The sequence below is a fragment of the Litoreibacter ascidiaceicola genome (assembly GCF_900129235.1).
Taxonomy (GTDB): domain Bacteria; phylum Pseudomonadota; class Alphaproteobacteria; order Rhodobacterales; family Rhodobacteraceae; genus Litoreibacter; species Litoreibacter ascidiaceicola.
This window is the reverse complement of record NZ_FQUV01000003.1, coordinates 129,067-146,878: the sequence shown is the minus strand read 5'-3', so window position 1 is coordinate 146,878 and position 17,812 is coordinate 129,067. Positions and strand designations below refer to the sequence as shown.

General features: G+C 60.5%; 22 protein-coding genes. 11 read left to right on the top strand and 11 right to left on the bottom strand.

Features of this window, described 5'->3' with window-relative positions; translation table 11 throughout:
- Nucleotides 1–36: 36 nt before the first annotated feature.
- On the bottom strand, nt 37–495 hold the full coding sequence (locus tag BUB72_RS06775; RefSeq protein ID WP_073142074.1) for a GNAT family N-acetyltransferase: 459 nt from the start codon (nt 493–495) through the stop codon (nt 37–39).
- A 55-nt stretch (nt 496–550) separates the two neighbouring features.
- The gene (locus tag BUB72_RS06770; protein WP_073142071.1) at nt 551–994 is read right to left on the bottom strand and encodes a c-type cytochrome; all 444 of its coding nucleotides are present in this window, start codon (nt 992–994) and stop codon (nt 551–553) included.
- A gap of 146 nt (nt 995–1,140) precedes the next feature.
- Here BUB72_RS06770 and ispH point away from each other — a divergent pair, with 146 nt between their 5' ends.
- From ispH to BUB72_RS06735, 7 genes are all read left to right on the top strand, one after another.
- Complete coding sequence (gene ispH / locus BUB72_RS06765; RefSeq protein WP_073142069.1) at nt 1,141–2,091, top strand: 4-hydroxy-3-methylbut-2-enyl diphosphate reductase; 951 nt, start codon at nt 1,141–1,143, stop codon at nt 2,089–2,091.
- Complete coding sequence (locus tag BUB72_RS06760) at nt 2,088–3,044, top strand: serine hydrolase domain-containing protein (RefSeq protein WP_073142066.1); 957 nt, start codon at nt 2,088–2,090, stop codon at nt 3,042–3,044. The genes ispH and BUB72_RS06760 overlap by 4 nt, the downstream gene beginning before the upstream one ends.
- Before the next feature lie 73 nt (nt 3,045–3,117).
- Complete coding sequence (locus BUB72_RS06755) at nt 3,118–3,732, top strand: LysE family translocator (RefSeq protein WP_073142063.1); 615 nt, start codon at nt 3,118–3,120, stop codon at nt 3,730–3,732.
- A complete protein-coding gene (locus BUB72_RS06750; RefSeq protein WP_073142061.1) occupies nt 3,729–4,166 on the top strand; it encodes a DUF3429 domain-containing protein in 438 nt (145 codons plus the stop codon). Before BUB72_RS06755 ends, BUB72_RS06750 begins: the two co-directional genes overlap by 4 nt.
- Nucleotides 4,163–4,753, top strand: coding sequence for a class I SAM-dependent methyltransferase (locus tag BUB72_RS06745; protein WP_073142059.1), 591 nt, complete (start codon nt 4,163–4,165; stop codon nt 4,751–4,753). Before BUB72_RS06750 ends, BUB72_RS06745 begins: the two co-directional genes overlap by 4 nt.
- Entirely contained in the window at nt 4,746–5,195 is a 450-nt protein-coding gene (gene rnhA / locus BUB72_RS06740) for a ribonuclease HI (protein ID WP_073142056.1), read from the top strand. Before BUB72_RS06745 ends, rnhA begins: the two co-directional genes overlap by 8 nt.
- Nucleotides 5,192–5,812, top strand: coding sequence for a trimeric intracellular cation channel family protein (locus tag BUB72_RS06735; RefSeq protein ID WP_073142054.1), 621 nt, complete (start codon nt 5,192–5,194; stop codon nt 5,810–5,812). Before rnhA ends, BUB72_RS06735 begins: the two co-directional genes overlap by 4 nt.
- Here BUB72_RS06735 and fmt read toward each other — a convergent pair.
- From fmt to def (BUB72_RS06715), 4 genes are read right to left on the bottom strand one after another with little or no spacing between them, the layout of a single operon-like run.
- Entirely contained in the window at nt 5,809–6,717 is a 909-nt protein-coding gene (gene fmt / locus BUB72_RS06730) for a methionyl-tRNA formyltransferase (RefSeq protein ID WP_073142051.1), read from the bottom strand. The two genes, BUB72_RS06735 and fmt, sit on opposite strands and share 4 nt — an antisense overlap.
- On the bottom strand, nt 6,714–7,208 hold the full coding sequence (gene def, locus BUB72_RS06725) for a peptide deformylase (protein WP_073142049.1): 495 nt from the start codon (nt 7,206–7,208) through the stop codon (nt 6,714–6,716). The genes fmt and def (BUB72_RS06725) overlap by 4 nt, the downstream gene beginning before the upstream one ends.
- Nucleotides 7,205–7,660: a peptide deformylase gene (def, locus tag BUB72_RS06720; RefSeq protein WP_139250627.1), complete on the bottom strand. Its 456-nt coding sequence runs from the start codon at nt 7,658–7,660 to the stop codon at nt 7,205–7,207. Before def (BUB72_RS06720) ends, def (BUB72_RS06725) begins: the two co-directional genes overlap by 4 nt.
- Nucleotides 7,657–8,178 carry a peptide deformylase gene (gene def, locus BUB72_RS06715; protein WP_073142046.1) on the bottom strand — a complete coding sequence of 174 codons (522 nt, stop codon included), beginning with the start codon at nt 8,176–8,178 and terminating at the stop codon, nt 7,657–7,659. The genes def (BUB72_RS06720) and def (BUB72_RS06715) overlap by 4 nt, the downstream gene beginning before the upstream one ends.
- A 154-nt stretch (nt 8,179–8,332) precedes the next feature.
- Here def (BUB72_RS06715) and BUB72_RS06710 point away from each other — a divergent pair, with 154 nt between their 5' ends.
- A complete protein-coding gene (locus BUB72_RS06710) occupies nt 8,333–9,502 on the top strand; it encodes a MalY/PatB family protein (RefSeq protein WP_073142043.1) in 1,170 nt (389 codons plus the stop codon).
- Between the two features lie 11 nt (nt 9,503–9,513).
- On the opposite strand, the gene BUB72_RS06705 is transcribed toward BUB72_RS06710, so the two are convergent.
- Nucleotides 9,514–12,021 carry an ABC transporter permease gene (locus BUB72_RS06705; protein ID WP_073142041.1) on the bottom strand — a complete coding sequence of 836 codons (2,508 nt, stop codon included), beginning with the start codon at nt 12,019–12,021 and terminating at the stop codon, nt 9,514–9,516.
- Entirely contained in the window at nt 12,018–12,713 is a 696-nt protein-coding gene (locus BUB72_RS06700) for an ABC transporter ATP-binding protein (protein ID WP_073142039.1), read from the bottom strand. The genes BUB72_RS06705 and BUB72_RS06700 overlap by 4 nt, the downstream gene beginning before the upstream one ends.
- A gap of 79 nt (nt 12,714–12,792) precedes the next feature.
- Here BUB72_RS06700 and BUB72_RS06695 point away from each other — a divergent pair, with 79 nt between their 5' ends.
- Together BUB72_RS06695 and BUB72_RS06690 are read left to right on the top strand one after the other, a co-directional pair.
- Complete coding sequence (locus BUB72_RS06695; protein ID WP_425435154.1) at nt 12,793–13,395, top strand: arylesterase; 603 nt, start codon at nt 12,793–12,795, stop codon at nt 13,393–13,395.
- A gap of 142 nt (nt 13,396–13,537) precedes the next feature.
- Nucleotides 13,538–14,494, top strand: a complete 957-nt coding sequence (locus BUB72_RS06690; protein ID WP_073142034.1) for an L-malyl-CoA/beta-methylmalyl-CoA lyase — start codon at nt 13,538–13,540, stop codon at nt 14,492–14,494.
- A gap of 40 nt (nt 14,495–14,534) precedes the next feature.
- On the opposite strand, the gene BUB72_RS06685 is transcribed toward BUB72_RS06690, so the two are convergent.
- Nucleotides 14,535–15,371, bottom strand: a complete 837-nt coding sequence (locus tag BUB72_RS06685) for an AraC family transcriptional regulator (RefSeq protein ID WP_073142032.1) — start codon at nt 15,369–15,371, stop codon at nt 14,535–14,537.
- Between the two features lie 117 nt (nt 15,372–15,488).
- Here BUB72_RS06685 and BUB72_RS06680 point away from each other — a divergent pair, with 117 nt between their 5' ends.
- Nucleotides 15,489–16,451 (top strand): acetyl-CoA carboxylase carboxyltransferase subunit alpha, encoded by a 963-nt coding sequence (locus BUB72_RS06680; protein WP_073142030.1) that lies wholly within the window; start codon nt 15,489–15,491, stop codon nt 16,449–16,451.
- Nucleotides 16,452–16,469: 18 nt separating this feature from the next.
- Here the strand turns inward: BUB72_RS06680 and BUB72_RS06675 are convergent, their stop codons facing one another.
- The gene (locus BUB72_RS06675; RefSeq protein WP_073142028.1) at nt 16,470–17,072 is read right to left on the bottom strand and encodes a pyridoxamine 5'-phosphate oxidase family protein; all 603 of its coding nucleotides are present in this window, start codon (nt 17,070–17,072) and stop codon (nt 16,470–16,472) included.
- Nucleotides 17,073–17,810: a lysophospholipid acyltransferase family protein gene (locus BUB72_RS06670; RefSeq protein ID WP_073142025.1), complete on the bottom strand. Its 738-nt coding sequence runs from the start codon at nt 17,808–17,810 to the stop codon at nt 17,073–17,075. It abuts the gene before it with no gap.
- Nucleotides 17,811–17,812 lie beyond the last annotated feature (2 nt).

The window sequence follows — 17,812 nt, the reverse complement described above, 5'->3', positions numbered from 1 at the left end:
ACAAAACGCCGGGGCATCGCTCCGGCGTTTTTCGTTTCAGACCGTTTCGCCGTCAACATCCAGATCATACGTCACCCAACCGGTGCGCGTCGCCAGTCGGTCGTATAATCCACGTGCGCGGTAATTGTCATCCGCGGTGATCCAGCGAACGACGCCCCAACCACGATTGCGACCCTCAGCCTGCACGGCGGAAATTAGCGCCTCGCCCACCTTCAGGCCTCGCGCGTCAGGATTCACAAACAAATCATCCAGAAACCCGCCCGTCCCCGCTGCCAGCGGCCGCGCAAAAGGCCGGTAATGGGCCAACCCTACAAGCGCGCCATCCACCTCAGCTACAAATCCGTTGACCTCATGGTCGGAGTCCATCAGCCATTCCCAGACTCGGTCACGCATGTCGTCAGTCTGCGCGACCCCGTAGAACGCGGCATACCCTTTATAGAGTGCGCCCCAAGACTTCCGGTCACCTGCGGCGACCGCTCGAATCTTCATCGCCATAGTAAAATCTCCATTCCACCGGACCCTAGCCGATGCCGTATTTGCAAAGCCACCCCTAACGGCTCATCGCGCTATGTCGTTCTTGGATATCCTCAGGCCATGTACTCTTGATATAAGCGAGGACCGCCTTGATCTGTGCATCCGTCAATTCACCCTCAAACCCGCGCATGTCACTTTTGTAATCCCCACCGACTAGCGCCTCCGTCCCGTATTTTGTGATCGCGAACAGTTGCTCGTCTGCGTGGTGCCACGTGTGGCCCGTGATGTCATGCGGTGGTGCGGGCAGCCGTCCATTGGCACCGCGTTGCCGCCAGTTAGGTTGTCCTTCCAGATCGCCTCCGTGGCACGAGGCACAGGCCCCATCGTAAATCAGCTTGCCCTCGGCGATGACCTCCGGATTGGCATACGGTGCGGTTTGAGCGCTTACGTTGGACACCTGAACGGTTGCCAAAATCGCCACAAGAATAGCGCCGCAGGGAGTGAGAATATGCCTGATCATGGTGTTAGATGCTCCTTCTATGAAAAACTCTTATCCGGCTTCCAGCAGGTGGAGGGTCAAGCGCCCAAATCACACATTTCCGCGAGCCACCACTGGACCCCGCCCACTCAAGCCCTTAATTCATGCCCCAAGCAGGAGCGCATAACATGACCAAGCCCCCCCTCACCCTCTACCTCGCCGCCCCGCGCGGATTCTGCGCAGGCGTGGACCGCGCCATCAAAATCGTGGAGATGGCGTTGGAGAAATGGGGCGCACCCGTCTATGTGCGCCACGAAATCGTACACAACAAATACGTGGTCGACGCCCTGCGCGACCAAGGTGCGGTGTTTGTCGAGGAGCTTGACGAATGCCCCGACGACCGCCCCGTGATCTTCTCGGCCCACGGCGTTCCGAAAGCGGTCCCCGCCGCTGCCGCCAAGCGCGAGATGGTCTATGTCGACGCGACATGCCCGCTGGTCTCCAAGGTCCATATCGAGGCGGAGCGTCACCACGCCAACGGTCTGCAAATGGTGATGATCGGCCATGCCGGTCATCCCGAAACCGTGGGCACCATGGGCCAGTTGCCCGAGGGCGAGGTGATCTTGGTCGAGACCTCCGAAGACGTCGCCACCATCGCCCCGCGCGACCCCGAAAAGCTAGCCTTCATCACCCAAACGACCCTGTCGGTCGATGACACCGCTGATGTGGTCGCGGCCCTGCAAACCCGCTTCCCCGCGATCATCGGGCCGCACAAGGAAGACATCTGTTACGCCACCACCAACCGCCAAGAAGCGGTGAAAGCGATGGCCACGAAGACCAACGCCATGTTGGTCATCGGCGCGCCGAACTCCTCCAACTCCAGACGGCTGGTGGAGGTCGGGGCCAAAGCGGGCTGCACCTACGCACAACTGGTGCAACGCGCCGCCGACATCGACTGGCGCGCGCTGGACGGCATCGACAGCATCGGCATCACAGCAGGTGCCTCCGCGCCGGAAGTGCTGATCAACGAGGTCATCGACGCCTTCAAGGCCCGCTACAAAGTGACCGAAGAGGTTGTCGAAACCGCCGTCGAAAACGTGGAATTCAAGGTCCCGCGTGTGCTGCGAGAACCGGCATGAGCCTGCGCGCGCTTCTGATTGGCGCTTTATTTCTGACCACGCCTGTGGCCGCACAAGACGATCGCCAAACCGCCATCGTGACTTCGTTCGAGGCTTGGATGACCGACCACGGCGTCACCGAAGCTTCCATCGCCGTACTTGCTGGCGACGCCCCCGCACCGACACTGACAAAGGGCTATGGCCGTGACGCTGCCGCGCCTGTCACATTGGCCAGCCTGTCAAAAGCCATCACCGGGGCTTGCATCGCCGTGTTCCAGCAAGAAGGCGTCTTCGACCTCGACGCGCAGATTTCAACGCTAATTGACGCCCCTGAAAGCACGGGCAGTTTGCCCGATTTCCTGTCGCAGACCTCCGGCTTTGACGAAGACCTGACCCAAGGCCAGCCGTGGCATCTGGAAGCCGACCGCACGCCGCGCCATAAGCTCGCGACCAAACTGGCGCTGGATGCCCCCCGGGCAGATGCGTCCTTCCGCTACAACAACACCAACTACGCCGTTCTGGGCGCCGTGATCGACGCCCATGCGCAACAAGACTACGAGGCCGATTGCCGGTCGTTGGTCCTTGATCCACTCGGCATCACCACCGCAGCACTCGATCCTGTCTGGGGCCCGCTGGGGGCGTGGGGCGGTTGGTCCATGTCCGTTGGCGATTACGCCCGGTTTGCAAAGGAGTGGTTCGGCAGCCCCCGCAACATCGGGCGCGCGCCGCTTGACTGGCCCCATTCTGAGCTTGGGCGCGGTGCGAAGTATGTGATGGGGTCATTCTATCGTAATATAAATGGGCGCAACCTCTTCTGGCACGCAGGGTTGCTGTGTTGGGACGGCAAGGGCGACGGCTCCTATTTTGCCAGCTACGGCGGCGAAATGGTCGTGGTAGTCAGCTACGCGGCCTGTCTGGAGGACGGAGCTCTAGGCGACTTGGACACGGTCCTTTTCAAGGCGGCACTACGTTAGAAGGGGCCGTGCGGCGCGTGACATCTTCGCCTGCCATGATATCTCTGTATCACGCAACCGGAGCACCCGTCCCATGATCACCGCCCAATACCTGCTGACAGCCCTCGTCGTCGTCCTCGCCCCCGGCACCGGCGTCATCTACACGTTGGCCATGGGCCTCGGCCAAGGCCGCCGCGCCGCACTCTGGGCGGCGTTGGGCTGCACTTTCGGCATCGTCCCCCACCTCGCCGCCGCAACGCTAGGGCTGGCGGCGGTGCTACACACCTCCGCCCTGCTCTTCCAGATCGTCAAATTCGCGGGCGTCGCCTATCTGCTCTACCTCGCGTGGCAGATGCTCAGATCCGGCGGCACCCTGTCCGTTAACGGCACGCAAACTGCGCAAAACGGCTGGCGCACCGCACGTCGGGGCGCATTGATCAACATCCTGAATCCCAAGCTGTCGATCTTCTTTCTGGCCCTGCTGCCTCCGTTCCTGTCTGGAAACCCTGCGAACGTAACGGCAGAAATGGCCCTACTCGGAGCAGTCTTCATGGCTCTGACCTTTGCTGTTTTCGTGATCTACGGCCTCTTCGCCGCCCGCGCTCGCGACGCGATCCTAGGCTCCGAGCGGGTGCTAAAATGGCTCAACCGCTCCTTCGCCGCAATCTTCGTGGGCCTTGCGGGAAAACTGGCGTTGGAGCGCGCATGATCCCCCGCTCTGCTCTTACCCTTGGCCTCGCGGGGCTGCTGCCATTCTTGTGGGGGGCGCTCGGTATGCTGGTCCCTGCCATCGACGAGCAGACCACGGCCTTGTTGGGCCAGCGGTTCGGCGCGTCCTATATCCTGATCTCCTACGGCACCGTGATCTTGTGCTTCATGTCCGGCGTGCTCTGGGGCTTCGCGACCAAAACCAACGCAGCCATAGCCTACGCGCTGAGCACCCTGCCCGCGCTCTGGGCATTCTTCACCATCGGCGGTGGTGGCACCCGCGCGACCATCGCCGTGCTGATCGGCTTCCTGCTGGTCTTCGCCTGCGACGTGCAATTCGCCCGCTGGAACCTGACACCCCCATGGTGGCTCAAGCTCCGCGCACTTCTGACGGTGATTGTCTGCGGCTGCCTCCTCATAGGAATTTTCGCATGAGCGACAAGGAAACCATCGACGTCTACAACGCCCGCGCCGCCACCTATGCGGACACTTTTGCGCGCACCAAACCCGACGCCGACCTGCTGGCTTTCATGGACGCGGTCATCCCCAAGGGTCACATACTCGATCTTGGCTGCGGCCCCGGCAATTCGGCCGCAATGATGCAGGCGGCGGGCTTCACGGTCGAGGCCACCGACGCCTCCCCCGAGATGATCCGCATCGCCCGCGAGCAGCACAAGGTCGACGCCCGCCTCGCAACCTTCGAAGACATCGCGGGCACCGACATCTTTGATGGCATCTGGGCCAATTTCTCGCTGCTCCACGCGCCGAAAGCCGACATGCCCCGTCACCTGTCCGCCCTACGCAAGGCGTTGAAACCCGGCGGCATATTCCATATCGGTCTCAAGATCGGCGACAACGCCAACCGCGACAAGATCGGGCGGCTCTACAGCTACTATCAGGAAGACGAATTGAAACACCTCCTTGCCAACGCAGGCTTCACCCCGCGCACCACCCGCCTCGGCGCGGAGCCGGGTATGGACGGCACAGTCGCGCCCTTCATCATCGTGCTGTCCGATGGCTGAGCTGTTTGCCTACACGGACGGCGCATGTTCCGGCAATCCCGGTCCCGGCGGCTGGGGCGCGATCCTCATCGCGCGCGAAGGAGAAGAGGTAGTCAAGGAACGCGAGCTGAAAGGCGGTGAGGCAAACACCACCAACAACCGCATGGAAATGCTGGCCGCGATCAACGTGCTGGAAACCCTCAGCCGGGCGTCCGAGTTGACCATCGTGACCGACAGCTCCTACGTTAAAGACGGCATTACCAAGTGGATCCACGGCTGGAAGGCCAAAGGCTGGAAAAAGAAAGGCGGCGAGATCAAGAACCTTGACCTCTGGAAGCGCCTCGACGAAGCCCAGTCCCGCCATACCGTCACATGGGAATGGGTCAAGGGCCACGCAGGTCACCCCGAAAACGAGCGCGCCGACGAGCTTGCTCGCGCTGGTATGGCCCCGTTCAAGCCATGACATCTCTCGTCTATCTCGACTACGCGTCGGTCTTCGTCTTCGCCCTGACCGGTGCGCTGGTCGCCAGCCGCGCCCAGCTCGATATCGTGGGTTTCATCTTCATCGCGTGCCTCACGGCAGTCGGCGGCGGCACGGTGCGCGATGTGCTGCTAGACCGCGCCGTGTTTTGGATGGAGGAGCCGACCTTCATCATGGTCGCCTCCGTCGCAGCCTTCATCGTGTTCTTCACCGCCCACCTGCTGGAATCCCGCTACCGCTCGATCCTCTGGATAGACGCACTGGCGCTTGCCGTGGCCGTCCCCGCTGGGGTCGCGGCAGCCGTGGCAATGGACGCGACATGGCCAATCGTGCTGATTATGGGCATCTCCACCGGCTGTTTCGGCGGTCTCATGCGTGATGTCGTCTGCAATGAAGTGCCTCTTGTCCTAAAACAGGGCGAACTTTACGTGACTTGTGCGTTTGCGGGGGCTGGTGCTGCCATTGGCTTACTAACCCTAGGTCAACCACTTCCCATCGCACTTATCGGCTGCGCACTCGTCACCTTGGCTTTGCGCACAGGCTCGATTGCCTTCGGATGGAGCCTTCCCGTTTACAAAAGCCGTCCACCGCGTGTTTAGGAAAACCGTTTCGGCGGCGTCCAACCTTGGGTCACGACTGAGGCCTCGCCAGCTTTCTTGCCTGCGCGTTGCAATGTCAGCACGGAAACCGCCCCGTCGCCGCATCCAACGTCGAGACTGTCCTTCGAGACGATAACTTCTCCCACAGGAAGGTCCCTGTCCGCTACTTCCGCTCGCAAGCATTTGATCCGCTCGCCATCCGCCTCGGTCCAAGCACCCGGAAACGGCGACAGCCCGTTGATCTGGCACACAATCTCGGCAGCGCCCCGCATCCAGTCGATCCTCGCCTCCGCCTTGTCGATTTTGGCGGCGTAAGTCACGCCGTCCTCCGGCTGCGGCTCCGGCACCAGTTTGTCCAAACGCGCAAGCGCTTCGACAATCATCTTTGCTCCGATGGCACTCAGCCAGTCGTGCAACTGGCCCGTTGTCTCTGTCGCGCCAATCTCCGTCGCCTGACGTAGTAATACGGGACCGGTGTCCAGCCCTGCCTCCATCTGCATGATGCAAACGCCAGTCTCAGCATCGCCCGCCATGATGGCACGATGGATCGGCGCGGCCCCGCGCCAACGCGGCAACAACGAGGCATGAATGTTCAAGCACCCGTGCTTCGGCGCGTCCAGTACTGCTTGCGGCAGGATCAGCCCATATGCCACGACCACAGCGACATCCGCGCCCAGCCCAGCAAACTCCGCCTGCTCATGCGCACCCTTTAGTGACACCGGATGGCGTACAGCCAAGCCCAACTCCTCGGCCCGCGCCTGCACAGGTGACGGGCGGTCCTTCTTGCCGCGACCAGCCGGACGCGGCGGTTGCGAATACACGGCGACGATTTCGTGACCCGCCCCGACCAGAGCCTCCAGAACCGGAACAGAAAACTCCGGCGTACCCATAAAAACGATTTTCATCGCACCAGCTTCCTTGCCTTTTTCACCAGCATTTCCCGCTTGGTGCGGCTCAGATGATCGAAGTACATCTTGCCACGCAGGTGGTCGATCTGGTGCTGCACCGACGTCGCCCAAAGCCCGACAAAGTCGCGTTCTTCAACCTCACCCGCCGCGTTTAAAAATCGTACGGTCACCGCGCGCGGCCGCGAGATCACCGCCGAAACACCCGGCAAATTCGGCGACGCTTCTTCATGCTCCCGCATCTGACCGCTGGCATGCAACACTTCAGGGTTCGCCATTAACACCGCTTGCCCGCGCGTGTCCGAGGCATCCACAACAGCCAGCCGCTGCATCACCCCGATCTGCACCGCAGCCAAACCAACTCCGGGCATCGCGTCCATGGTCTCGACCATATCGGCCCAAATCGTACGGATCTCGTCGGTGATCTCGGACACATCCTCCGCCACAGTCCGCAAACGCTTGTCCGGCCACATCACAAATGGACGCTTCATGCCGTCTCCTCATAGTCCAAAATCAACACCCCATCGAGATGGTCCATTTCGTGCTGCACACAGGCCGCCGCGATCCCCTCAAATGCGCCGCGACGCTGTGCTCCGGTTTCGTCCATCCACATCACCTCAATGCGCTCGGGCCGCTTAACCCAAACGGGGTGCTTCGCAATTGACAGGCATCCCTCTTCATTGCGCTGCATTTCAGGGGAACGGGACAAGAATTCCGGATTAATCATCACAACCGGAGTCCGCTCTCCCTCTTTCCATGTGGTATCCATCACGAACAAGCGGACCGGTCGCCCCACCTGAGGCGCGGCCAGCCCTCGCCCGGGCGCATCATACATGGTGTCGAACATGTCATTGATCAGCCCACCAAGCGCCGCCACGTCAAAGACCGGCTGGCATAGCTGGCGCAGCACAGGATCAGGATGCTGCACGATCGGCAAGATCATCCGATGCGGGCCATTTCGCGCTTCAGCTTGACCATCTTGCGAGTGATCATCTGGCGTTTGAGCGGACGCAAATAGTCAATGAACAGCTTGCCATCCAAATGATCAATCTCGTGCTGCACGCAGGTGGCCCAGAGACCATCAAAGGTCTCTTCCTGCTCTGCTCCGTCGCGGTCCATCCATCGCACGGTAACGTCTGCGGGGCGGGTCACATCGGCGTACTGTTCAGGGATCGACAGGCAACCTTCCTCGTAAGTGTTTTCTTCGTCAGAGTAGGCGACCACTTCGGGGTTGAACATCACTAGCGGGCGGGGTGCCTCGCCCTCTTTCTTAATGCAGTCCAAAACGATCAGCCTATCGAGCACGCCGACCTGCGGCGCGGCCAACCCTATGCCCGGCGCGTCATACATGGTTTCCAGCATGTCATCGGCCAAGGCCCGCAGCGCGTCCGAGACGTCAACAACAGGTTTTGCCAGTTTCTTCAGGCGCGGGTCGGGGTGGATCAGGATCGAGCGTTTCATGCCGCCCAGATAACCGTTCCGGCCTTTCGGAACAAGAGCTTCAGGCCGAACTCTGCCTTAGCCAGAACACACCTTGCGAGCTCCACGCATTTTGGCACTTGCAGCCTCTCAGGAATCCCGCAACCTTGCGCTCGATAACAAGGAGAGCTGTTCCATGAGTTTCGACACCCAAATCGACCGCCGCGGCACCCATTGCGTAAAATGGGACAAGATGGAGGCGCTTTACGGCGTTTCGCCCAAGGACGGCATCGCGATGTGGGTAGCGGATATGGAATTCCAGCCCCCCCAATGCGTTCAAGACGCGATCAAGAAAATGCACGAGCACGGCGTCTACGGCTACTATGGCGACGAAACCGAATACCGCGCAGCAATCCAGTGGTGGATGAAGACCCGTCACGGATGGACCTTGAATCCTGATCACATTTTTACCACGCATGGGCTAGTTAACGGGACCGCGATGTGTATCGACGCCTTCACCTCACCCGGTGATGGCGTTGTCCTGTTCACCCCCGTTTATCACGCGTTCGCCCGCGTTATCAGCGCTGCGGGTCGCGAGGTGGTCGAGTGTGAGTTGGTCAACACAAACGGCCGCTACGAGATGGATTTCGACGCCTACGACTCGCAGATGACAGGCTCGGAGACAATGCTTATTCTGTGCTCACCCCACAATCCCGGCGGTCGCGTCTGGACCAAGGGAGAGTTGCAAGCTGTTGCCGCCTTTGCCAAGCGCCACGACCTGATCCTCGTGTCGGACGAAATCCACCACGACCTCGTCTTCCCCGGACACACACATATTCCCATGACGAACATCGCTGGTCTGGAAGACCGGCTGGTGATGATGACCGCGACGACGAAGACCTTTAATATCGCGGGTTCCCATTCTGGAAATGTCATCATTGCGGATTCTGATTTACGCGCGCGTTTCGCGGCACGGATGGCCGCAATGGGCCTTAGCCCTAACAGCTTCGGATTGTTCATGGCCACTGCCGCATACTCGCCGGAAGGCGCGGAATGGGTGGATGCGTTGGTTGCGTATCTCGACACCAACCGCAAAATTTTTGACGCAGGGATCAACACAATCCCGGGACTGGCGTCAATGCAGATGGAATCCACGTATCTGGCATGGGTCGACTTCTCAGGAACCGGCATGACCCGTGAGGAATTCACGTCGCGAACCCAAGACGCCGCGAAAATCGCCGCCAATCATGGCCCGACTTTCGGCAAAGGTGGCGAGGGTTTCCTCCGCTTCAACATCGCTGCACCGCGCGCAGTGGTTGAGGATGCGGTCGCCCGTATGCAAGCCGCGTTTTCGGACCTGCAATAGGCGCAGAAAAACTACTCGCTGGCGCGAAGCACCTGCGCTGGTCGCGTTGCCAAAGGGCGCCATGCAAACATGAGCCCTGTCACCAACGTGGCCAGCACCCCGCCAGCGATGATCGTCAGCGCCGAGCCGATTGCCACTGTGAAATCCGACTCCATGACGAACACCATAACGCCCCATCCCGCGGTAATTCCGGTCACCAGTGCGATCCCGCCCGCGGTTAGCCCCAACAGCGCCGAACGTAACGCGAAATTGCCCAGTACCGCAGCGCGTGAGGCGCCCAGCGTCTTCAGCACCGCGCCTTCATAGACCCGCGCCTTTTCTCCGGCGGCTGCCGTGCCGATCAACACGATGCCGCCCGTCACCAACGTCGACAGCGCGCCGTAGGTGATCGCCGCCGCGATGCCTTGCAGAACCTCGCTGACACGGTCGATTGCGTCACGCACGCGGATCGCGGTTATGTTCGGATAGGTCTTCGCCATGTCTCGCAAAATCGCGCCTTCATCGGCTTCCTCGGCGTAGATCGTGGCGATATGCGTGTGCGGAGCGCCCCGAAGCGCCGCCGCATTCATCGACAGCACGAATCCAAGTCCTCCGGTCGAGAAGTTAACTTCGCGAAAGCTGGTAATCGTAGCGGTGATGTCGCGCCCCAGCACGTTCACATTCAGGGTGTCGCCCAGTTTCAAACCAAGCTCCTCCGCCTCCTCGGCAGCAAAGCTGATCTGTGGGTCGCCCTCGTACCCCTCACCCCACCATTTGCCTGCAGTAATGTCGGTGCCCGCTGGCAGCGCATCCGCATAAGTCACGCCACGATCACCGCGCACGACCCAGTGGTCCGGCGCCACCTCCATCGCGGGTTTGTCGTTGATCTTGGTAATCACACCGCGCAGCATCGGCGCGCTTTCGATCTTCGACACGCTCGGGCGCGCGCTCAAGGAGGCCACCAGCGGCTCCAATTGGTCGGGCTGCACATCCACTATAAAGTAGCTCGGTGCAATCTCGGGCAAATCCCCCGCAATGGCGTTGCGCAGGTTCCAGTCGATTTGTCCCACTGCCGCCAGCACCGACAGACCCAACCCCAGCGAGACCACCACGGCCTGCGCCTCTCGCCCAGGCCCGCCAACAGCGCCCAGCGCAAAGCGCAACGTCTTGAAACCGCGCAACCGCCGCGCCAGCCAGCGCGCCAGCACCCGCACGCCCATCGCCGCCAACACCAGCAGTACAAACGCCGCCATGATGCCACCCGCCGCCCACAGCGTCAGCATGACCAAACCTGAAAGCAACGCCGCAGAGCCTACCAGAGCCGCCAAAATCAACCCGCACACGACAATCCAGACCGGCCTCGGCCAACCTTTGACACCGCTTTGCGCATCCCGAAACAACGCCGCTGCGCGGATATGCTCCGACTGGCCCAACGGCCACAGCGTAAACAACGCCGCTGCCAACGCCCCATAAAGCGCCGCTTCCGCCAAGGGCCGCAAGCGTAGCGCCAAATCCACCGGCACCGGCAAGCTCGCCTCGATCAACGGGCCGAACGCCAAGGGCAACAGCCCGCCCAGAACCAGCCCCATGGCAATGCCCAACACCGCGAGGACACCCACCTGCAACAGGTAGACCCGAAACACCAAGCCCCCCGACGCGCCCAGACTGCGCAAGGTGGCGATCACCTCCGTCTTGCCCGCCAGATAGGCCCTGACCGCCGCCGATACGCCGACGCCGCCCACGGCCAATCCCGTCAGCCCCACCAGCACCAAAAACGCCGACAACCGCTCCACAAATCGCGAGATCCCCGGCGCGCCGTTGCGCCGGTCCCGCCAGCGAAAGCCGGTGCCTTCCAACGCCGCTTCGGCCTGCGCTTTGGCGGCCTCCAGATCCAACGCCTCGGGCGTCCTGATCCGGTATTCCGTCTCGAATAATGTCCCCGGCGTCAAAAGCCCCGCGTCCTGCAAGGCCGCACTTGCTACCAGTGTCGGCGGCCCCAGCGAGAAACCCGCCCCCGCACTATCCGGCATCCTCTCCAACGCGGCCATAACGATGAACTCTTTGACCCCCAGCTTCACCCGGTCGCCCACGTCCAAGCCCAGCCGCGACAGCAGCACCGGATCAACCGCCGCCCCTGCAAACCCGTCGCGCCCTGCCAAAGCCTCTGCCAAAGGCATATCAGGCGTCAGCTGAACCGCTCCATAAAGTGGGTACATGTCGTCAACGCCCTTGACCTGCGTCAGGGCGCGTTCTTCCCCTGTCGCCAGCATGGAGCGGAAATCGACAAGCTCCGACACATCCCCCAAGCTCTCGAAAAACGCGCGCTCTTCAGGTTCTGCAAACCGGTAGGTCAGTTGCACCTCCGCGTCGCCGCCAAGGATCACCGCGCCTTGCTCGGTCAGCCCCGCCTCGATCGCACCGCGCACGGTGCCGATCGCGGCAATCGCGGCCACGCCCAGCGCCAGACACGCCAGAAACACCCAAAACCCACGCAGGCCGCCCCGCAGCTCGCGCCGCGCAATCCGCCACGCAAGACTCATTGCGCGGCCATCGCAAGGCTGTCGCTCATAATCTGCCCGTCGCGCAACTGCACCACGCGGTCACACCGCGCCGCCAGCTCCGGCGCGTGGGTCACAAGGATCAACGTCGCGCCGTGGCGGTCGCGCAAGTCAAATAGCAAATCCATCACCATCTCGCCGGTCGCTGCATCCAGATTGCCCGTCGGCTCGTCGGCCAGCAAAATCTCCGGACGCCCCACAACGGCCCGCGCCAACGCCACGCGCTGCTGCTCCCCGCCCGACATCTGAGACGGGTAATGCCCGCCGCGCGAGGCCAGCCCAACAGCGGTCAATTCCGCCTCTGCCCGCGCAAACGCATCCTCGGCCCCTGCCAATTCCAAAGGTAGCGCTACGTTCTCCAAAGCAGTCATTGTCGGAATTAGGTGGAAGGATTGGAAAACCACCCCCATATGGTCTCTACGGAAGCGGGCCAGCCCGTCCTCGCCCATCGGCGTAAGGTCTTGGCCCAAAACTGATACAAGCCCCGATGTGGCGCGCTCCAGCCCGCCCATCACCATCAGGAGAGACGATTTGCCAGAGCCCGACGCCCCCGTAAGCCCCAAGGTTTCCCCTGCGCTCACCTCCATAGAGATGCCCTTGAGTATCTCGACCACGCCGGCATTGCCGTCCAGTGACAGGGTCAAATCTTTCAGGCGCATCACGGGGTCGGTCATCACTTGGTCCTTGGGCTTGGGGCGTGGCCTTCTAGATAGACCCTTCCGCACGCTTCGCAACCTTGCACTTGCATCCATTTTGGCACACCCCGCGATGGCAGAGCCTGTGACCATCGCCGCACTCGGCGACAGTCTGACCCAAGGCTACGGCCTACCCGCCGAAGACGGCTTCGTGCCGCAGCTTCAGGCGTGGCTGACCGCACAAGGCGCGGACGTCACCTTAGTCAACGCAGGCGTCTCGGGCGACACCACCGCAGGCGGCCTATCACGCATTGATTGGACACTGACGCCAGAGGTCGACGCCGTGATCGTCGCCTTGGGTGGCAACGACGTGCTGCGCGGTCTGCCACCCGAACAGGCGAAATCCAACCTTGATGCCATCCTAACCAAGATTGAAGAGCGCGGCCTGCCGGTCCTGCTGGCCGGAATTGACGCCCCGTCCAACTACGGCCCCGACTACGAAACCGAATTCGAGGCCATCTACACCGATCTCGCCGCGAAGCATGACGTGCTTCTGGTCTCGAATTTTCTCGAGGGACTGACCCGTATCGACGACCGCGCCATGGTCATGCGTGAACACATGCAAAGCGACGGCATCCATCCCGATGCCTCCGGCGTGGCGCTGATCGTAGAGGCCGTCGGCCCGGTGGTTCTGAGTCTCATAGCCGGCGCTAAGCCCTGATTTCGTTCAGAGTGGCAGAAGCGATGTACCCGGGGTACGTGGGAACATCGCTTCGCCGCAGCGCAGCGCTTGCACAGCATCGCGCAATATCCTATCCCTGATCGCAGCAAACACGAAACATCCTTACGCGAAAGAAATGCCCATGAGCTTCCGCCTACAACCCGCCACCCCTGCCCGTCCAAACCGCTGCCAGCTCTTCGGCCCCGGCTCCCGCCCCGCACTTTTCGAGAAGATGGCGGCCTCAGCCGCTGATGTCATCAACCTTGATCTGGAAGACTCCGTCGCACCCTCCGACAAGGACACCGCCCGCGAAAACGTCATCAAGGCGACGCATGAGGTCGATTGGGGCAACAAGTATCTATCGGTGCGGATCAACGGGTTGGACACCCCCTACTGGTATCGAGATGTCGTTGATTTGCTTGAAAAATCATCCGAACGCCTTGACCAGATCATGATCCCGAAAGTCGGCTGCGCCGCCGATATTTATGCCGTCGACGCACTTGTCACTTCCATAGAGGCCGCGAAGGGCCGCACCAAGAAAATCAGCTTTGAGGTCATTATAGAAAGCGCCGCAGGCATCGCCCATGCCGAGGAAATCGCCGCCGCCTCGCCCCGTCTGCAAGCCATGTCGCTGGGTGCCGCCGATTTCGCCGCTTCCATGGGGATGCAAACAACCGGCATCGGCGGCACGCAGGAGAACTATTACATGCTGCAAGGCGGCAACCAGTACTGGTCCGACCCATGGCACTGGGCACAAGCAAAAATCGTAGCCGCTGCAAGAACTTACGGCGTCCTGCCCGTAGACGGTCCGTTCGGTGACTTCTCCGATGACGAAGGTTTCCGCGCACAAGCCCGCCGCTCCGCCGTGCTGGGTATGGCTGGTAAATGGGCGATCCACCCGAAGCAAATTGCCCTTGCAAACGAGGTGTTTACCCCCTCGGAAGAGCAAGTCACCGAGGCCCGCGAAATCCTTGAAGCAATGGAAACCGCCAAGGCCAATGGCGAGGGTGCGACCGTCTACAAAGGCCGTCTGGTTGACATCGCCTCGATCAAACAGGCCGAGGTTATCGTCAAGCAATTCGAGATGATAAACAGCTAAAAACGGCGCTGCCCCAATGTTTCAGGGGCAGCGCGCCACCTCACTTCAGGGGCAGATATATCTCTGTCACCAGCTCTTCGGGTGCCGTATCCGTCGGGTCGTTCAGGTAAACCTCCATCGCAGGCGCATCCCCCGGCTCCTCGCCACTTTCCGGCAACCAAACCCCATACAGGTAGTCATACGCGGCTTTCAGCCCCGAATACGGGCCGGTATAGGTCAGCACACCAACCTTGCCCGCGGGGATTTTCAAGTCCTCCATATCGTCGGGCATCTCGAATTCCTCGCCGACCAATATCCCCGCATAGCTGCGCAACTCTGCCTCCGGCACCGCGTTTGGATCGTCATAGTAGACCCCCGCCATCCCACGCGCCGAGGGCCACAGCCCGCGTGACGAGAACATCGAGGCGATGGCTTCGAACTTCTTACCGATCTCAAGATAAGGACCTTTATGCGCCAACGCGGCCATTCGACCTTTGGGACGTTCTTTCATTTCAACAGGATACATGGAAAATTCTCCTCTGTGTGTTTCGGGACTTGGTGACATCAAAGCCCCGCGTTTGCGAAACGCTGCCGGAGTCAGACCGAACGCCTCGCGAAATATCCGCGTGAAGCTGGCGACGTTGTCATAGCCGCATCGCGCCGCAACCTCTCCGATCGACCAGTCCTTCTGCACCAGCCAGCACGCCGCCCGATGCATCCGGATACGCCGCACCGCAGCGGCGCATGTCTCTCCGGTCATCCCGTGAAACACCCGATGCCAGTGAAACCGGCTCATCGCCGCCACATCCGCCAACGCGTCCAGCGACAGGTCCGCTGCAGGGTTGTCGTGAATGTAGTCCTTCACCCGCAACAGCCGCGCCTCATAGGGATTGGTCATAAATCGCTCCGTCTCGTCTCACCTTTGGTTCTAGCCTAGCCCCAATTCACAAATCTTGCTGAGTTGCATCTGTCGTGAAGCATGGTCATATATCCCCCACACAATCGGGAGTCCCAAATGACCAATTACCTTGAGTTCGAAAAGCCTCTGGCCGAAATCGAAGGCAAAGCCGAGGAACTGCGCGCCATGGCGCGTCAGAACGAGGAAATGGACGTTGAGAAAGAAGCCTTGGCTTTGGACAAAAAGGCTGCCGACCTGCTGAAAGAGATGTATAAAGACCTGACGCCATGGCGCAAATGCCTGGTCGCACGACACCCCAACCGCCCGCATTGCAAGGACTATATCGAAGCGCTGTTCGATGAATATACCCCGCTTGCTGGTGACCGGAACTTTGCCGATGATCACGCCGTCATGGGTGGTTTGGCGAGGCTTGGTGACCGTTCTGTCGTGGTCATTGGCCACGAAAAAGGTCACGACACCAAAACCCGCATTGAGCGTAATTTTGGCATGGCCCGTCCTGAAGGGTACCGAAAAGCCATTCGCCTGATGGACCTTGCTCATCGCTTCGGCCTTCCCGTCATTACCATCGTCGACACCCCCGGCGCATATCCTGGCAAGGGCGCAGAAGAGCGCGGTCAATCCGAAGCCATTGCCCGTGCAACGCAAAAATGCCTGGAAATTGGCGTGCCGCTAGTTTCTGTCATTATAGGCGAAGGTGGATCGGGCGGCGCAGTGGCTTTTGCAACGGCCAACCGCGTGGCCATGCTGGAGCATTCAATTTACTCCGTGATTAGTCCCGAGGGATGCGCCTCGATCCTGTGGAAAGACTCAGAAAAGATGCGCGAAGCGGCAGAAGCCTTGCGGCTCACAGCGCAGGATTTGAACCAACTGGGCGTTTGCGACCGCATCATCCCAGAACCTGTTGGCGGTGCGCAACGCGACGCCAAGGCGGCTATTGCCGCTGTCGGTCAGGCCTTGGGTGAAATGATTGATGATCTGTCCAAGATGGACAGCGACGCGCTCATCAAAGACCGTCGCAGCAAATATCTAAAACTGGGCTCAAAAGGTTTGGCTGCTTAACTGAGCCAGTTTTGCGGATCACCACATGGTGTCCTTCGCCCGATCGCCCCATTCTGCGTCATAAGACTTGCCATCAAAGCCAGTCTTGAGCTCGGCGAGCATGTCACCAACTGACGGCAAATCGATGTCTGCGGGTTGACCGCGCCACAACTCTGCACGCATCAGCGCCCGGGCGCATTGAGAATACACCTCTGCAATCTTGATGACGATGACGGATCGGGGGGTGCGCCCTTTGTCGCTAAAGCGCCCTCGCAATTCGTCGTCGAAGGTCAACTTAGCCTCTCCGTTGACACGGATCACAGTGTCACTGCCCGGAACCATGAACATCAACGCGATACGCGGGTCGCGCACGATATTGCGCAAGCTATCCATTCGGTTGTTGCCGCGCCAATCAGGCAGCGCCAAGGTCTGCGCGTCGAGCTCCAGCACGACAGGGCCGTCATCCCCACGAGGGGAGCCATCCACGCCTTCTGGACCAACGGTGGAGACCACGCAAAAGCGCGATGCAGTGATCCATTTCCGGTAAGCTGGCGTTAACTGCTTGGCTACTTTCACCAGCGATGCCTCGCCCGGCTTGCCGTAGCATTCTTCGAGCTCGGATATATCGGAAACGAACTCCACTCAGCCTTCCTTGGGAACGAACCCAGCCTCTACAAGCAGGCGGTCAGAGGCCGCTTCAACCTCAGCCTCGAGTTTGGCTAGAAACTGATCTTTTGGCAGCCCCGGTGGAATTGGCTCCAGAAATTCAACCACAGCCACACCCGGCTTACGGTAAACACCACGGCGCGGCCAAAAAACACCCGCATTTGTCGCCACCGGATAACAGGTCTGGTTCATTTGTTCATATAAAACAGCAGTACCAACCTTGTAGGGACGTTTCGCCCCGGGCGCGAGGCGGGTGCCTTGAGAATAGATCACCAATTGCCCCGGTAACTTGTCACCCTTTTCCACATCCGCCAACATCTTCGCAATTGCAGCTCCGCGCTTGCCTCGGTTCACAGGGATACAGCCGATGCGGTAGGCATATTGACCCAAGATAGGCGCATAGAGCAGGATCGCCTTCATGATGAATTTACCATGCGGGATCGCATCGAAAATCATTAGTATGTCTAGAAATGACTGATGCTTGGCGGCAACCAAAGCCTCTTCCGTAGGGGGCGTGCCACGTACTTCACTTTTCAACCCGACCATCCAGCCTGCCGTCCAGATCACATAGCGTGCATAGGCATGGCAGGCCGCAACGGCACCATATGGGCTGAACATGGCCCAAGGCAGATAGACGATCGCAAGGACCGGCATCGCCGCGTACATCGATAGGTTGAACACCAAGGATCTGACCCACTGAATGGCATATTTCATGA

Coding starts and splice junctions, on each gene's coding strand:
- BUB72_RS06735 (WP_073142054.1), top strand. CDS start 5,192: ATGACATCTCTCGTCTATCTCGACTACGCGTCGGTCTTCGTCTTCGCC.
- rnhA (WP_073142056.1), top strand. CDS start 4,746: ATGGCTGAGCTGTTTGCCTACACGGACGGCGCATGTTCCGGCAATCCC.
- BUB72_RS06685 (WP_073142032.1), bottom strand. CDS start 15,371: ATGACCAATCCCTATGAGGCGCGGCTGTTGCGGGTGAAGGACTACATT.
- BUB72_RS06680 (WP_073142030.1), top strand. CDS start 15,489: ATGACCAATTACCTTGAGTTCGAAAAGCCTCTGGCCGAAATCGAAGGC.
- def (WP_073142049.1), bottom strand. CDS start 7,208: ATGAAGCGTCCATTTGTGATGTGGCCGGACAAGCGTTTGCGGACTGTG.
- BUB72_RS06700 (WP_073142039.1), bottom strand. CDS start 12,713: ATGACCGACCCCGTGATGCGCCTGAAAGATTTGACCCTGTCACTGGAC.
- BUB72_RS06775 (WP_073142074.1), bottom strand. CDS start 495: ATGGCGATGAAGATTCGAGCGGTCGCCGCAGGTGACCGGAAGTCTTGG.
- def (WP_139250627.1), bottom strand. CDS start 7,660: ATGATCTTGCCGATCGTGCAGCATCCTGATCCTGTGCTGCGCCAGCTA.
- BUB72_RS06670 (WP_073142025.1), bottom strand. CDS start 17,810: ATGAAATATGCCATTCAGTGGGTCAGATCCTTGGTGTTCAACCTATCG.
- ispH (WP_073142069.1), top strand. CDS start 1,141: ATGACCAAGCCCCCCCTCACCCTCTACCTCGCCGCCCCGCGCGGATTC.
- fmt (WP_073142051.1), bottom strand. CDS start 6,717: ATGAAAATCGTTTTTATGGGTACGCCGGAGTTTTCTGTTCCGGTTCTG.
- BUB72_RS06710 (WP_073142043.1), top strand. CDS start 8,333: ATGAGTTTCGACACCCAAATCGACCGCCGCGGCACCCATTGCGTAAAA.
- BUB72_RS06750 (WP_073142061.1), top strand. CDS start 3,729: ATGATCCCCCGCTCTGCTCTTACCCTTGGCCTCGCGGGGCTGCTGCCA.
- BUB72_RS06770 (WP_073142071.1), bottom strand. CDS start 994: ATGATCAGGCATATTCTCACTCCCTGCGGCGCTATTCTTGTGGCGATT.
- BUB72_RS06755 (WP_073142063.1), top strand. CDS start 3,118: ATGATCACCGCCCAATACCTGCTGACAGCCCTCGTCGTCGTCCTCGCC.
- BUB72_RS06690 (WP_073142034.1), top strand. CDS start 13,538: ATGAGCTTCCGCCTACAACCCGCCACCCCTGCCCGTCCAAACCGCTGC.
- BUB72_RS06760 (WP_073142066.1), top strand. CDS start 2,088: ATGAGCCTGCGCGCGCTTCTGATTGGCGCTTTATTTCTGACCACGCCT.
- def (WP_073142046.1), bottom strand. CDS start 8,178: ATGAAACGCTCGATCCTGATCCACCCCGACCCGCGCCTGAAGAAACTG.
- BUB72_RS06705 (WP_073142041.1), bottom strand. CDS start 12,021: ATGAGTCTTGCGTGGCGGATTGCGCGGCGCGAGCTGCGGGGCGGCCTG.
- BUB72_RS06745 (WP_073142059.1), top strand. CDS start 4,163: ATGAGCGACAAGGAAACCATCGACGTCTACAACGCCCGCGCCGCCACC.